Genomic DNA, 15,749 nt, shown 5'->3' with positions numbered 1-15,749 from the left:
CTTGCCTCTTAGCGCCAGTAATCTTTAATCCAAGTAGTCGGGAGAACCTTGCGGTACCATTTGCCGCTACGTCCTGCAATCGCATCATCTGGATGTGGACGACCATGGAAGATGATGACTTTAGCACCCTCAGGAATTCTAGGTTGCTGAAAAAAGCTGAGCGGGAACGGTCGCAGACAATGGCGTTTGAAACTCCGACACCACTCTGCCGGCCAGTACTTTAACTTCCCTTGGCGCGCGACAAATTGGGTAATGTACTCTTGCTCGTTGCGAACATCTTTCTTCGCCGCAACAGGATCAGCTTTAAGGTGTTCTAAGGCATCGACATGCGCACCAATATTAAAGCGAAAGACTGAAGTATTGCCGGTCGCATCAGATTTATCCCATTCTTTAATCACCAAGAAGTCACCTTCAGGCTCAAAGAATTCGTCAAGGCTGCCCACAATCACGATATCTAAATCGAGGAATAGCGTCTGCCCTTCCAAATCGTAGAGCGGTTCCGCAAAACAAGTTAATTTCAACCAGCCATGGGCAAATGTCCAAGGCTTGCGTTCATCAAAATCGCTAAAACCGACCTGTGGAATATCTTTAACTTCAACTTCATCACGGATCCCTGAGGCATCATCTGTTAAACAAACAAAACGAAATGGTCGTGATAAGTTACGACTGACCATTGAGTAAAGCGTATTAACATAATCAGAACCGTATTTATTACCCCATTTAATACAGATGACGTTAACGGGTTGCATAATGAATTCCTTCGCTCTTTAATGAATTCGTTCATAATGCCAAAAACTCGGCAAAATCGCTATGTTTGCGCGCTATCAAAAGACTGTTTGAGCGGATCTTTTTACTTTGCTTTAACGTAATTCAGGGTTCAATGAAGACGATGGAGTAACCTGTGCTGACCTCTGCTAATTTGATCCTCAAGTTTGACGACCTGTTAAATCGCCATAGTGAGCACGCCTTTCAGCAACTGGCATTAGTCCTCGGAGATCAGCTCAATGCTCGCCACAGCTGGTGGCAAGAAGTTATCCCGAACAGACTCGTCGTGATGGTTGAAGCTGCAGAAGAGGCGAGTTATGTGCGCCATCATCGCCAAAAAGTCCTCGCTTTCTTTGCAGCCATGCGCAATTTTGCGCAAGCGCTGGCAGACAAAGGCCACACAGTTCTCTATCTGACGCTCGATAATCCGCAAAATCCCGGCTCCATCACTACGACATTAAGTGCCTTAGTCGAGCAACTTGAACCACACCTTGTTACGCTGCAAGAACCCGATGAGTATCGCCTCCAACAGGCGCTAGAAACGTGGCAAAATGAGCATAGCGCAGTTGCGATGAAGTGGTGCTCGAGTGAACACTTCATGACTGAGCGAACGGTCTTGGTCGACTGGTTTGGAGAGCGCAAAAGCTACTTGATGGAAAGTTTTTATCGCCGTATGCGCCAGCAAACCGGGTATTTGATGGACACAGCGAACAAACCACTTGGCGGGAAGTGGAATTTTGACAAAGCAAACCGCAATGCACTCCCACAAGATGCGTCTATCCCAGCCCCGCTTTTATTTGCCAACGATGTGACCGAACTTGACCAGATGCTCAATGCGCGAGGTATTGAAACCCTAGGAGAGGTAAATCCGAAGCAACTGCTGTGGCCGACAACTCGACGCCAAAGCCGTGAATTACTCAATCACTTTTTAACCACTTGCTTACCGAATTTTGGACTTTATCAAGATGCGCTCACTGATCGCGGCTGGTCGCTTTTTCACTCTCGAATTTCATTCGCACTGAACAGTAAAATGTTAAGTCCAGCAGAAGTTGTTGAGCGCGCTATCGATTATTGGCAAGCCCACCAAGATGAAATCGACTTAGCGCAAATAGAGGGTTTTGTCCGGCAGATTATTGGTTGGCGTGAATTCATTCGAGCAATTTATTGGCAACAAATGCCAGCATATGCCGAACTTAATTTCTTCGACCACAATCGCCCTCTTCCTGAGTTCTATTGGACGGGCAAAACACATATGAAGTGTCTGCGTGAAAGTATCGAGCAGTCACTTGAATATGCCTATGCTCATCATATTCAACGCCTCATGGTAACTGGAAACTTTGCGTTGTTAAGTGGCATAAACCCTGACGCATTAGATGCCTGGTATCTCGGTATCTATATTGATGCGATTGAATGGGTTGAAATGCCAAATACTCGTGGCATGAGCCAATATGCCGACGGCGGGTTACTGGCCACCAAGCCCTATGTTTCGAGTGGTAATTACATCGACAAAATGTCGGACTATTGTGGCTCGTGCCATTATGACGTGAAGCAAAAAACGGGCGCCAAAGCTTGCCCTTTCAATAGCTTGTATTGGCACTTCATTGACCGTCATCGCGACAAACTGGCAGGCAATCATCGAATGAGCTTAATTTTGAAGCAATGGGAGAAACGCGACCCAAGTCAGCGTCAGGCTCTACTCAATCAGGCCGAGCAGTACCTAGAACAGATCAACACGTTGTGAGAACATTAAAAAAGGCCGCAAATGCGGCCTTTTCAATATTACGCTGGTCGACGGCTGTTGCGCGCTGAGCCGTTTGAACGAGGAGCTCGACGAGGGCCATTGCGCTCAGGACGTCCTTTGCCAAAATTTGGCTTGGGACGGCGCGTGACCTGCTCATCGCTTAATTCCAGCCCCATTTGCTGCTGACGAACTCGAGCACGTTGCAGAATTCGCAATACAGCAGTTGGCATTCCTTTCGGTAATTCCACCAAACTATGTTGGTCAAACAATTGGATTTGACCGATATAACGGCTATCGATTTCCCCTTCATTAGCAATCGCACCAACGATATCTTGCGGGCGCGCACCATGCTCACGACCAACCTTGATTTTATAGGTTTCAAAATCGATATCATTCACACGAGGCCCACGCTCAGGTCGATCACCGCGACGTTTATCTTTACGACGTGCATCTTGCTCACTGCGCTCAGCAAATTTCTTCATTGGTGGATCTGCAGGAACGATTAACGGACGTTGTTGCTGTTGGTTGGCTAACAGTGCCACCGCAACCTGCTCTGCAGTTAAGCCAGTATCTGCTTGAATTTGTTGCACAATGGCAGTCAACTCAGTTAATTCGCTGGTCGCATTTGTATGTACCAATTGGTCTTTCAAACGTTGTTGACGATATTTTCCGAGCTCTTGTGCATTCGGAATTTCGAAAAACTCAATTGAACCATTCGTCAAACGCTCATATTGCTTCAACAAATGACGCTCTTTATTGCGGAAAAATAAAATTCCCTCGCCGCTGCGCCCTGCTCGGCCCGTGCGGCCAATCCGGTGCACATATGATTCGCTATCACCAGGCAAATCGTAATTGATCACATGAGTGATTTCTGGCACGTCGAGACCACGGGCAACAACATCGGTCGCAACCAAAATTTCAATGTGACCACTGCGCAACTGACTCACGGTTTGCTCACGTTGTACTTGAGTGAGATCACCGCTTAACGGAGATGCTTTAAAGCCACTCGACTGTAACTGCTCGGTTAAATCCATAGTATCTTGGCGCGTTCTGACAAAAATAAGAACACGCTGATACTCTAACGTTTCAAGTAAACGAGTTAATGCAACGAGTTTCGTGAAACCGCGAACTTGCCATGCACGCTGACGAATGGTCGCTGTTTTCTTCTCTTTCGGAGCAATTTGAATATTCAGCGGTTGCTCACCCGCTTGGTTGACCAAGAAAGTCTTCGCTAGCTTGCGAATCGCAGTTGGCATAGTCGCAGAAAATAACGCGCGTTGTGCAGTTTCAGGCACTGCACTCATGATTGCTTCGATATCTTCAATAAAGCCCATATTGAGCATTTCATCTGCTTCGTCTAAAACCGCGAAGCGCAATGAATTAAGGTTTAATACACCTTTCTTCTGCAAATCCAACAAGCGCCCTGGAGTACCCACGACGATCTGAGCACCACCACGTAATGCTTTGATTTGTGGACCAAACGCTGACCCACCATAAACTGTAGTGACTTCTAAGCCACGGACCATAGCCGCAAACTCGGTCAAGGCATCAGCAACCTGAATCGCCAATTCACGAGTTGGGGCAACCACTAACATTTGTGTCGCCCGTTGCTTAGCGTCAACCATCGCAATTCCAGGCAAACCAAAAGCGGCGGTTTTCCCTGTTCCAGTTTGCGCTTCACCAAGCACATTACTGCCCGCCATAAGGGCTGGGATCGCCTGAACTTGGATCGGAGTAGGAGTGGTGAAATTTAATTTTTCAAGTTGCTTGAGCACAAGCGCAGGTAGAGCCATATCCGCAAAGGATAGCTCTGTCATTTTATCAGACATATTTTTCTCACATCATTTCTGTCATGCAAAGGGGATTTGCACCAAGCTACAGAACATGATGAACACTCTGGCGTGTTTCAGGTGCGTGCTACCCCAACGTATCAGGGGTAAAGCCGCTCCCATCAATAGCGGTAGTGACCCTGAAGTGCGCGAACTATACGCTAAAATGGGCTTGAGTGCAAAATTATTGTGGTCGCAGTTGCCATTCTTACGTATTCACTAGATGATGGTGCTATAGCGCAACCGCTTTAACAGATAAGAAAAGGGAACCCTATGATCGAAACATTACGCGCAACCTATCGCAGCGGCCTGACACGTCCGTTAGACTGGCGTCGCAAGCAGTTGAATCAATTGGATTTACTCCTTACTGAACATGAGCAAGAGCTACTCGATGCGCTCGCCAGCGATCTTGGCAAGTCAGCAGCCGAAGGCTGGTTAACGGAACTGGGTTATCTTCATAGCGATATTAAACATACTCTCAAGCACTTGAAAAAGTGGAGTGCCCCGCGGCGCGTCTCGCAGCCGCTGATGGCTTGGCCAGGCAAAAGCTGTTTATACCCCGAGCCACTTGGGGTGGTGCTTATTATTGGTGCTTGGAATTACCCTCTTCAATTACTGTTAAGTCCGTTAGTCGCTGCTTTAGCTGCCGGTAACTGTGTTGTCTTAAAGCCCTCAGAGTTGAGCCCTAAAACAGCCGATTTGCTGGCTAAGTTAATTCCTGAATATCTCGACCAACAAGCCGTTTGGATTCAAACTGGAGGCGCCGAGGTTGCTCAGCAACTGCTAAGCGAGCGGTTTGATCATATCATGTATACCGGCGGTGGCCGTGTCGGCCGAATCGTCATGAAAGCTGCTGCAGAGTATTTAACGCCAGTGACACTAGAACTCGGTGGTAAGAGTCCGGCAGTAGTTCTTGCAGATGCAGACCTAAAGGTTGCGGCAAAGCGCATCGCTTGGGGCAAATGGCTCAACGCGGGACAAACCTGTATCGCCCCTGATTACATTCTGGTGGCCGATGAAGTGCATGACCAATTCGTCGAGCAGCTCAAAGCAACCATTACTGAGTTTTATTCCAGCTCCCCGCAAGATACTGAAGATTATGGTCGCATCGTTTCTGCCGGTCATTGGCAGCGGTTAGTCGAATACCTCAAGGATGGCACTATCGCGATTGGAGGGGATTATGACGAGCAGGAACGCTTTATTGCACCGACTGTCCTCACTGACGTGGATTTAGAAAGTGCGGTGATGACGGAAGAAATTTTCGGTCCGATTTTACCGATCGTCAAAATTACTGATTTACAGCAGGCGATTGATTTCATCTGCGATCGTGATAAGCCGCTTGCACTATATGGGTTCAGTAAAGACAAAGCTAAGCTCAACCAATTAACCCAAGCAACCCATGCAGGAAATCAGTGCAACAACGATACTTTGATGTTCATGCTCAACCCTGAACTGCCCTTTGGTGGCGTTGGACCAAGCGGCATGGGGCGCTATCATGGCCAATTCGGTTTCGATACCTTCTCGCATTTAAAGTCTGTCATGTCTCGACCGTTTTGGAGTGACCCGAATTTTCGTTACCCTCCCTATACCTCGTTTAAACAAAAGCTACTGCGCTGGTTAGGTTAAACCGAAATTAGAGATGGAGTGATAGAAGTAGTGAACACAAATAATATCGTCAACGTCACCTTGGAGAACTTTCAACAAGTAATCTTAGTTGGCTCACAAGACAAGTTAGTCATGGTCGATTTTTGGGCTGACTGGTGCGAGCCGTGTAAGCAGCTGATGCCGGTACTGGAGAAAATCGCGGCAGAATATCCAAACGATTTGGTATTGGCAAAAATTGATTGTGAAGCAGAACAGCAATTAGCGGCCCAATTTGGCATTCGTAGTCTACCTACTGTGGCCTTATTTAAAAATGGACAAGCCATTGATGGTTTTGCGGGGGTCGAACCCGAAGCCGCCATTCGCGCTCGACTTGAGCCCCATCTACCTAAAGCTGAAGATGAATCGTTAACTCAGGCGCAAGCCCTGCTAGCAGAAGAAAATTACGCGGACGCCTACAGTGCAGCCAAACAAGCCTATGATCTCAACTCAGAACGTGTGGATGTGAGGTTAGTACTGGCCGAAGCGGCAGCCAGAGTGGGTCGAATCGAGCAGGCAAAAGAGCTTATTGAGACAATTTCGATGGCTGATCACGATCAGAGCTATCATCATGTTCTGAGCTTAATTGAGCTTGCCGAGCAAGCGGCCGACTCACCTGAGTTGCGACAATTACAGCAACAAGTTGAGGCGCAACCCGAGCAATTCGAATTACGACTCGAACTGGCGGCTAAACTGTTTGAGGTGCAGCGTTACGAAGAGGCTCTAGAGCATATTTTCTTCGTCTTGAGTCGTGAGCTTGGGTTTGCGAATGCAAAAGAGCAAGCCCTGCGCGTCATTAATTCTTTACCCGCAGGTGATCCACTCGCCGCTGCTTATCGTAGAAAATTATACAGTATGCTTTATTAGCTCCGCTAATGAACGACTTCTCCATACGATTGACATGGTTGCCAGCCCCGATTTGGGGCTGGCTTTTTTGTTACAGTCAGCTCACTTGCCGCTCAAACCGCATTGCGCTAGGATTGAGCAACTTTGCACGCAGCGAATGCGTAGACACCAAATCATCATAATAACAAGGTAACTAAGATGGCCACATCGCGCGAACACTTCAGTTCCAAACTTGGATTCATTCTAGCCGCAGCAGGCTCTGCAGTTGGTATTGGGAACCTAGTGGGCTTCCCGGTAGCCGCCACCAAAAATGGCGGTGGTGCATTTTTGATTTTGTATGCTTTATTTGTCGCGTTTATCTGTCTACCTGTCATGTTGGCTGAGATGGGCTTAGGTCGAAAAACTCAGCATAGTCCTTACCGTGCTTACACCGAACTTGGCGATAACAAACCACAGTGGCGTTTAGCTGGCATCCTGGCAACCATTACCCCCTTTATGATTGCCGTGTTTTATATGGTGATCACTGTTTGGATATTTGGCTACTTAGTCCAATCCTTGATGGGCAACCTCAATGATTTAGCAAGTGACGGGTATTTCGGTCAGTTTGTCCAAAATTATGACTTTGTCTATTACCTTATCGCAGTCACCTTAGTCGTTAACGTGATTCTGATGGGCGGTGTTAAGAATGGTATCGAGCGTGCATCAAAAGTACTGATGCCAACATTGTTCGTGATGCTGTTATCACTGGTTGTATTCGTACTGACTCTTGATAATGCCTGGGCCGGCGTTGAGTTTTATCTCGTTCCCGATTTCAGCAAAATCACTGGTGATGTGGTCAATGGTGCGCTTGCGCAAGCCTTCTTCTCGCTGTCACTCGGTATGGGGATTTTAATCACGTATGGCTCATACTTCCGCCGTCATGATGATATTGTCACTTCGGGTAAACTGGTCGCAGTAACCGATACTTCTGTTGCGTTCATTGCCGGTTTGATGACACTTCCTGCGATTTTTGCGATTTATCCTGACACTAACCCTGAATCTCTCAGCGATAGCAGTGTCAGCATGATTTTCTCATTCTTCCCGAAAATCTTCCTCGCATTGTCCGAGATCATTGGTTACTTCCCAGCAAGTGTCGCTGCAACCGTGTTCTTCTTGCTCGCGTTTGTGGCTGCAATTACCTCGCTGGTCTCGATCATTGAGGTGCCTACTTCGTCTTTCATGGAGAAATTTAACGTTTCTCGGAAGCGTTCATTGCTGGTTATGGCATCGAGTATGACCGTATTAACTCTGATTGCGGCAACCTCATTTGGATTAGTGCCGTTCTTCACTGAGTTTGTCAGTTACGCAGACCAATCAAAATCAGTCTTTGATGTCATCTATGACATTTTCTATGACACCATCTTACCGCTTAATGGTCTGTTAATTTGCTTATTTGTCGGCTTCCGCTGGAAACGCGCGCGCCTCACTGAAGAGCTTAGTGACGGTAATGCAGCCTATGCGAAGTCATGGCTCCACAGCTATGTGAATTTCTCGATAACGACCTTTATACCCGTTATCTTGGCAGTTATTTTCATCAATACTGTCGCCACTAAATACTTCGGCACATCATTGCTGCAACTCTTTTAATTTAGGGTGAGCGTAAAGATGACTCAGCAAAAGGCAGCACCTGAGCGTGCTGTCTTTTTATTTACTGGTCCCAAAAACTGGCGTGACCGAATTAGAACTCGGCTGCACCAAGCAAATCCCTGCATTACCCTTGATGGAGATGGCGAGTTTGGTCCCAAGCTGAATCGTTATCGAGACTTTTTAGGGCGAGATGCTCGGTTAGTCTTTCTCGATTTCAGTAGCGATTTAAATATTGATGCATTAGCTGCACTAAGCGGAACCATTGAAGCTGGGGGCATCCTTTGTTTGTTGCTGCCCGAGCAGCAAACACCTTTTATTAAAAGAATGCTAGAACTCAGTTCAGCCACAGCTTATGTCACCACGGTGACACCAACCACCGAGGAAAATATTTGGTCTCGTATCGAGGCGGCTAAACCACGCAAACAAACAACACAAGCACAAACGGGTGTCATAGCGACACCCAGCCAACAGCAAGTTATCCAAAGTTTACTGCGCCATGATCATGACTGTATCGTGCTTACCGCCGACCGTGGTCGCGGAAAAAGTACGACTTTAGGGCTTGCGCTAAAAGCTCTCGTTGCTCGACAGCCAGAGTTAGATGTCATAGTGACGGGGCCTCACCCAAATGCGGTCGCAACCTTACTTAAATATGCTGAGAATTGTGCTCAATTTGTAGCCTGGGACAAACTCCTGGATAATCCTACACAGCGCTCGCAATCAAAGCTGTTGGTCATTGATGAGGCGGCAGCGATCCCACTGCATATTCTCAAGCAGCTGGTCGAGTCATTCGAGGTATTAGCCATTGCGACAACAGTTGAAGGCTATGAAGGCTGTGGTCGGGGCTTTATCCTGCGTTTCTTAGAGTGGTTAGCCAAGCGTACTGATTATAACCACTACCAACTTACCCAGCCGCTTCGCTGGGCAGCTGATGACCCGCTTGAAAACTGGCTCAACAAATTACTACTGCTCACAGATATAACCGCAACCGAGGTCACACAACACGCGGCTTCATTTCACTATCGCGATTGCCACGCTGCTGAACTCGACGAGAACACGCTCCACCGGGTCGTTCGATTACTCCTTGATGCGCATTACCAAACCAGCCCTAACGATCTGCGCTTATTACTCGATGATCCGAAGCAGCGCTTGTTACTGTGCTTGCAGGAACAATTAATCGGCGTTATTTGGTACTGTGATGAACCGGCTTTAGCGGCAGACCTGCGAGACTCTGTCATGGCTGGCACACGACGCCTTAAAGGGGGAGGTTTGATTCCCCAAGCCTTAGGTTTTTATCGGCAATCAGAGCTTGCGTTGCAACTGTATTGGTGGCGTGTCTCACGCATCGCAGTCACCACCGAGTTCCGCCAAAAAGGCCACGCCAGTGCAATGCTGAGGGAATTGAAAAGCAAGGCTGCTAATGCTGGCATCGATGCGATTGGGACCAGCTTTGGTGACACTGCCGAGTTACATAGATTCTGGCAAGTAAACGGATTTGTCCCACTGCGCTATGGCTTCAAAAAGAATATGAGTAGCGGCGCACCGAGTTCGCTTATGGCTGTGCCAATTAGTGCCGGCAGCTCACAATTACTGCAGAGCCTTGCGCTTTATTGCGAACAGGAACAACGGTGGCGTCGAAGCGGACGTTATGCAGCAACACCACAACTCATGGATGGCGCAAAACAAATCCTAACGGGCTTTAGCTCTGGTCACTTACCCTTTTATGATGCGCATTTCGCTTGGATTGTTTATTTAGACGGTCATGTCAATCAGCAAGGACAGTACCACTTTATCCAGAGTTGGCCCGCACAGGTCAGTAGCAATACGATCTGTCACGACCTTCAGTGCTCGAGCCAACAGCAAGCGACGCAAAACTTACGTAGAATGGCAAAATCTTTGCTCGAAAATACATCTTATTAGATATGCGAAATGCGCCAATCTATGCTATCTTTCACGCTTTAAATCATGCCAATTTTGGATGCAATTAAAGGGTCTATTACTATGTCTCGAGTATTGATTATAGGTGCCGGTGGCGTAGCTGGTGTCGTCGTGAAAAAGTGCGCCATGTTGCCTGAGTATTTCAGCGAAATACACCTTGCAAGTCGGACGGTTTCAAAGTGCGAAAAGCTACAACAAGAAGTCGGGAGTGATCGCGTCGTTGGAGTCTATTCTGTTGACGCCGATAACGCTAACGAAGTAGCAGAGCTGATTCGTAAAGTTGAGCCTAGCCTAGTTATCAATGTCGCACTTCCATATCAAGATTTACCTATTATGGATGCCTGCCTTGAAACGGGTGTGCACTATCTCGATACCGCAAACTATGAACCCAAAGACGAGGCCAAATTCGAATACTCGTGGCAATGGGCTTATCAAGAGCGATTCAAAGAAAAAGGTATCATGGCCCTACTCGGAGCAGGTTTCGACCCAGGCGTGACCAACGTTTATACGGCCTATGCTGCGAAACATTACTTCGACGAAATCCATTATCTCGACATTGTTGATTGTAATGGTGGTGACCATGGTCAGGCTTTCGCAACCAACTTTAACCCTGAAATCAACATTCGTGAAATCACCCAAAAAGGTAAATATTGGGAGAATGGTGAATGGCATGAAACTGCGCCGATTAGCGTGCGCAAAGACCTCGACTATCCAAATGTCGGTGTCCGCCCATCATATTTGTTATTCCACGAAGAACTGGAGTCATTGGTTAAGCACTTCCCGACCTTAAAACGTGCTCGCTTCTGGATGACTTTCGGCGATGCGTACTTGAACCACTTACGAGTACTAGAAGGCATCGGCATGACCTCGATCGAGCCGATTGATTTTCAAGGTCAAAAGATCGCACCTCTTGAGTTCTTAAAAGCGGTTCTGCCAAACCCAGGCTCGCTTGCCGAGGGCTACACAGGTAAAACCTGTATCGGAACCTACGTCACCGGTATCAAAGATGGTAAAGAAAAAACTATCTTTATCTACAACAACTGTGACCACGCAGTCTGTAACGCTGAAGTCGGCGCTCAAGCGGTTTCATACACGACGGGTGTTCCTGCAATGATCGGTGCTTCAATGATGCTGCAAGGCCATTGGATGAAACCAGGTGTGTGGAATATGGAGCAATTCGATCCGGATGAGTTCATGGAGCGCCTTAACAAATATGGCCTACCTTGGCACGTGGTCGAATGCGAATCACCTTTTAAGGAATAATCACAACGATGTCGACGCCCTATCACAACGACGCTATTCCATCGCCTTGTTACGTTTGTGACGAGGCTTTGCTCGAGCGTAATTTGCAATTGATGAAGCGTGTTCAAGACGAGAGTGGTGCGCAAATCATTCTCGCCTTGAAAGGGTTCTCAATGTGGTCGACTTTTCCGCTCGTTCGCGAATACCTCGTCGGCTGTACCGCGAGTTCGGTGTGGGAAGCTAAGTTGGCGAAATATGAGTTTGGTCGCAGCGTGCATGCTTATGCACCTGGCTACAAGCAAAAAGATATTGATGAGATCCTTCCGCTTTGTGAGCACATCTCTTTCAATAGCATCGGTCAATGGCTGCGTTATCGTGACCAGACACTTGCTGCGGGCGTCTCTGCTGGCTTGCGAGTCAACCCAGAGCATCAAGAAGCAAGCACTGAGCTGTATGACCCAAGTGCACCCGGTTCACGTTTAGGCGTCCGCGCAGCGGAGCTTGTCGATGCTGATCTTGAGGGCTTAGAAGGGCTTCACGTCCATAATCTTTGCGAGTGTGACTCCGTCGCTCTTGAACGCACTTTAGCTGCCGTTGAAGAAAAGTTCGGGGCACTGTTACATAAGGTGAAATGGCTCAATTTAGGTGGTGGTCACTTGATGACGCGAGCTGGATATGATGTTGAACACCTGATTCAGCAGCTCAAACGAATTCAAGAGACCTATCAGGTACAAGTTATTTTGGAGCCAGGCTCAGCTGTGGCTTGGCAAACTGGTCCTCTCGTGGCTGAGGTTGTTGATATTGTGGAAAATGACGGCAACATCGCGATCCTCGATATTTCAGCCACCGCACACATGCCTGATGTGTTAGAAATGCCTTATCGGCCTACAGTGACCGGCGCAGGAGAACCTAACGAGTACCCTCATACTTATAAGCTCGGCGGTAATTCATGCCTTGCAGGGGATGTAATTGGTTCCTACAGTTTTGCTGAACCGTTAGCGGTAGGGACTCGGATCATCTTTGAAGATATGATGCATTACACTATGGTAAAGACCACTTTCTTTAATGGTGTGGAGCATCCGAGTATTGGCATTTTGCGCCGCGACGGACACTTTGACCTGGTTCGAAAATTCGAATACGAGGATTTTCGCGATAAGCTCTCGTAAATAATGCGATGTCAATGTAACCCAAGCCTAACTGGCTTGGGTTGCATATTTTGCCAGCCCCTGTAACACCATATCCGTTCTCGATTCACCACGACGTTTAAGCTCAGCAGGCAGCAGTGGCAGCGAGCCACCGAGATAAATGATCCGATAATCAAACCAATCAAGCTCTGTCTCACTTACTGATAAGGCTTGTTTTACCAGCCCGACAAAAGCATTTGCGCAGCCGTTTAAAAGCGCGTCAGGAGTCGAATTCCCGAGTTCATTGACGCGACCAAAAGCACTATCGAGATCATTAAAGACTCGCGGCGCTCGAGCGACAATAGACTCCTGCATAAGGCTCACACCCGGCACAATCCAACCACCTAAATGAGCACCATCCGCCGCGAGCCAATCCACTGTAATTGCTGTACCCGCATCAATAATTAGCGTATTTTCCTGGCGCTCAGTATAGGCACCAATCATGGCTAACCATCGATCAACACCCAAATTCTGTGGTGATTGATAGCTATTGGTTACCCCAAAGGCCCTGGTTTCAGAACTAACATGATGGATCGGCATAGCCTCTGTTAACCATGCGCGGATTTTGGCTTCGTTTGTTTGGCTTGCAACACTGGCTAACAGAGTTTCAGTGATGTTATTTGGAAGCACAAACGGGTGTGCCTCAAGCTCTTCATAGCTGTAATTAAATAGCGGTTCGAGTTGATACTCAGAACTCAGTAGAGCGGCTTTAATACGACTATTTCCTGCGTCCAGTAATAATTTAGTTGTCATGACGTAAGCTCACCTCTCCGGCGTGAAATCGCTCGGTTATACCATCTCGCCTTAGCAGTAGCGCACCACTTTCATCAATGCCGAGTACCATGCCGCGAATAACTTGATGTTCGCCGAGCTTTAACTGTACCGGTTGACCAAGAAATGCATCAAAACGATTCCACCTCTGAATAAATGGTGCAATCCCCTCTTGCTCAAATAATACCAGACAATCACGAATAGCCTTGATAAGTGCGGCAACCCAAAAATTTCTATCGACTGATGAACCAAGCAACTGACTCAAATCCGTCCAATCCTGCTCTATCTTATCCGCCACTGAGTCTGGCATTGCTACATTTAGTCCTAAACCGATCACCACGTCAGCACCGGCTGCCGCTTGGCCTTCTAGTTCAACTAAAATACCCGCTAATTTGGCCTTGTGAATCAAAATATCATTTGGCCACTTGAGTTCAACTCCAGCAATACCCTGCTGTTGCAATAATTCAGCGACAGCAACCCCGACGGCAATGCTTAGCCCCATCGCAGCCGACATCCCTCGTTCCAGGCGCCAATACATACTGAGATAAAGGTGCGCACCAAAAGGCGATTGCCAGATGCGTCCACGCCGGCCACGACCAGCCGTTTGCGCTTCAGCCACGACCACATAGCCAGATTGCAATTGCTGCGATCTTATCCGCTCTTTCAAAACATCATTGGTGGACGTTACGATACGCTCGAGCTCAAATTGCTGCCCGTCTGTGCCAAGTAGGTCAGCGATGCTACTTTGATCAAGCACAGTAAATCCTCGGGCAAGTCGATAGCCTCTTCCGGGGACACTGTAAATATCCAGACCGAGCGTTTCGAGTTGATGCACAAGTTGATGGATTGCCGCACGTGAGATACCAAGATTGCGACCTAAGTCCGCCCCGGAATGGAACTGACCATCAGCAAGGGTTGCGATGATAAACGCTAATTTATCGTCAGTTTTACTCATTCACAAACATCCAGGTCAATTAGCCCATGGCTGTCCATGAGGCGTACTTCAGCTTCGAGTTTAACGCCAAAAGATGATGCCACCTGTTGCCGAATATATTGCGCCAATTGAATGACGTTTTCACCCGTTGCATTGCCTCGATTCACCAGCACTAAAGCTTGTTTATCATGAACGGCAGCAGCGCCGATAGAATAGCCTTTCAAACCTAACCTATCGATCAGCCAGCCAGCAGCAAGTTTGAACTTGTTATCACTCAACTGGTAAGCGATAACATCTGGGAAGCTCTTCTTAATTTCAGTGAACTGATGCCTATCAACAACAGGGTTTTTGAAGAAACTCCCCGCATTTGGGATAACCGCAGGATCAGGTAACTTGCTTTGACGAATGGATATGACTTTATTAAAAACCTGCTCAGCAGTGCAATTGTCGCCAAGTGATGTTAGTTCTCCATAGTGAACAACAGGGCGCCACTTGATCGGTAAACTAAACTGCACATGGGTGATCATCCAACGCTCCGGTTGCCGTTTAAATATGCTGTCACGGTAACCGAATTCACATTCCGCTTTCGATAATTTTACCAGCTGACCGCTAGACCTATCCCAGGCGACAACTTGGTTAATAAGTTCGCCTACCTCACGACCATACGCACCGATATTTTGTACCGGTGCAGCACCGACTGTTCCAGGTATGAGCGCAAGGTTCTCGAGACCATAAATCTGTTGCTGCATCAAAGACTCAACGAACGCGTGCCAATTAAGTCCAGCTCCGACAGTGATATCAAATGAAGAACTTGAATGCTCAATAACAACCGAGCGAATACGATTGATCACAATCGGGCGCATAAAATCAGTTGTGAAAATGGTATTACTGCCCTCGCCGAGCATAAGGAAATCAGAGTCTTGTACAACAGAACAGTCAGTAGGAGATTCAAGAAAAATAAGTTCCGTCGCTTGCGTTGCTAAACGAAATGAGTGGTAAGGTTGCAGCGATGTATTAACGATTCTTTTCATGATGGCGTAATCATATCACCCTTTATCACTTATAGGCAGGCAATAAAAAATCCCCCGTCCGTAAGGACGAGGGATTGGGATAGGAGCCTGGCAGTGACCTACTCTCACATGGGGAATCCCCACACTACCATCGGCGCGGAAGCGTTTCACGTCTGAGTTCGGAATGGAGTCAGGTGGTTCCACTTCGCTATGGCCGCCAGGCAA

The 15,749-nt window shown here is 47.6% G+C and carries 12 protein-coding genes and 1 rRNA gene; 7 read left to right on the top strand and 6 right to left on the bottom strand.

Translation table 11 applies throughout. The annotated features are described in order from the left end of the window. Positions 1-8: 8 nt before the first annotated feature. On the bottom strand, positions 9-749 hold the full coding sequence (locus CWI83_RS00065; protein WP_126824048.1) for a glycosyltransferase: 741 nt from the start codon (positions 747-749) through the stop codon (positions 9-11). 152 nt (positions 750-901) lie between these two features. Between CWI83_RS00065 and CWI83_RS00060 the strand changes: the two genes are divergently transcribed. Further along, the gene (locus tag CWI83_RS00060; protein ID WP_241969841.1) at positions 902-2,506 is read left to right on the top strand and encodes a cryptochrome/photolyase family protein; all 1,605 of its coding nucleotides are present in this window, start codon (positions 902-904) and stop codon (positions 2,504-2,506) included. A 38-nt stretch (positions 2,507-2,544) separates the two neighbouring features. Here CWI83_RS00060 and CWI83_RS00055 read toward each other — a convergent pair whose 3' ends face one another. Next, positions 2,545-4,335, bottom strand: coding sequence for a DEAD/DEAH box helicase (locus CWI83_RS00055; protein WP_126824045.1), 1,791 nt, complete (start codon positions 4,333-4,335; stop codon positions 2,545-2,547). A 273-nt stretch (positions 4,336-4,608) separates the two neighbouring features. On the opposite strand from CWI83_RS00055, the gene CWI83_RS00050 reads away from it, so the two are divergent. The 6 genes from CWI83_RS00050 to nspC all read left to right on the top strand — a co-directional run bounded on the left by CWI83_RS00050 (position 4,609) and on the right by nspC (position 12,791). After that, entirely contained in the window at positions 4,609-5,961 is a 1,353-nt protein-coding gene (locus CWI83_RS00050) for an aldehyde dehydrogenase family protein (RefSeq protein ID WP_126824042.1), read from the top strand. Positions 5,962-5,991: 30 nt separating this feature from the next. Next, complete coding sequence (gene trxA, locus CWI83_RS00045) at positions 5,992-6,843, top strand: thioredoxin (RefSeq protein ID WP_126824039.1); 852 nt, start codon at positions 5,992-5,994, stop codon at positions 6,841-6,843. Positions 6,844-7,020: 177 nt separating this feature from the next. Next, complete coding sequence (locus CWI83_RS00040; protein ID WP_126824036.1) at positions 7,021-8,448, top strand: sodium-dependent transporter; 1,428 nt, start codon at positions 7,021-7,023, stop codon at positions 8,446-8,448. Positions 8,449-8,466: 18 nt separating this feature from the next. Further along, the gene (locus CWI83_RS00035) at positions 8,467-10,365 is read left to right on the top strand and encodes a tRNA(Met) cytidine acetyltransferase TmcA domain-containing protein (RefSeq protein ID WP_126824034.1); all 1,899 of its coding nucleotides are present in this window, start codon (positions 8,467-8,469) and stop codon (positions 10,363-10,365) included. Positions 10,366-10,446: 81 nt separating this feature from the next. Further along, a complete protein-coding gene (locus CWI83_RS00030) occupies positions 10,447-11,646 on the top strand; it encodes a saccharopine dehydrogenase family protein (RefSeq protein ID WP_126824031.1) in 1,200 nt (399 codons plus the stop codon). An 8-nt stretch (positions 11,647-11,654) separates the two neighbouring features. Beyond that, positions 11,655-12,791 (top strand): carboxynorspermidine decarboxylase, encoded by a 1,137-nt coding sequence (nspC, locus tag CWI83_RS00025; protein WP_126824029.1) that lies wholly within the window; start codon positions 11,655-11,657, stop codon positions 12,789-12,791. 27 nt (positions 12,792-12,818) lie between these two features. On the opposite strand, the gene CWI83_RS00020 is transcribed toward nspC, so the two are convergent. The 4 genes from CWI83_RS00020 to rrf form a co-directional block, all read right to left on the bottom strand. After that, positions 12,819-13,562, bottom strand: a complete 744-nt coding sequence (locus tag CWI83_RS00020) for a type III pantothenate kinase (RefSeq protein ID WP_126824026.1) — start codon at positions 13,560-13,562, stop codon at positions 12,819-12,821. Beyond that, positions 13,552-14,535: a bifunctional biotin--[acetyl-CoA-carboxylase] ligase/biotin operon repressor BirA gene (gene birA / locus CWI83_RS00015; RefSeq protein WP_126824023.1), complete on the bottom strand. Its 984-nt coding sequence runs from the start codon at positions 14,533-14,535 to the stop codon at positions 13,552-13,554. The genes CWI83_RS00020 and birA overlap by 11 nt, the downstream gene beginning before the upstream one ends. Further along, entirely contained in the window at positions 14,532-15,545 is a 1,014-nt protein-coding gene (gene murB, locus CWI83_RS00010) for a UDP-N-acetylmuramate dehydrogenase (protein WP_126824021.1), read from the bottom strand. Before murB ends, birA begins: the two co-directional genes overlap by 4 nt. Positions 15,546-15,630: 85 nt before the next feature. Beyond that, positions 15,631-15,746: ribosomal RNA gene (gene rrf, locus CWI83_RS00005) — 5S ribosomal RNA — on the bottom strand. Between the last annotated feature and the right edge of the window lie 3 nt (positions 15,747-15,749).

It is taken from the genome of Pseudidiomarina taiwanensis, assembly GCF_003987435.1.
GTDB lineage: Bacteria > Pseudomonadota > Gammaproteobacteria > Enterobacterales > Alteromonadaceae > Pseudidiomarina > Pseudidiomarina taiwanensis.
Note: the sequence above shows the minus strand (reverse complement) of the source record. Positions and strands in the feature narration are given on the sequence as shown.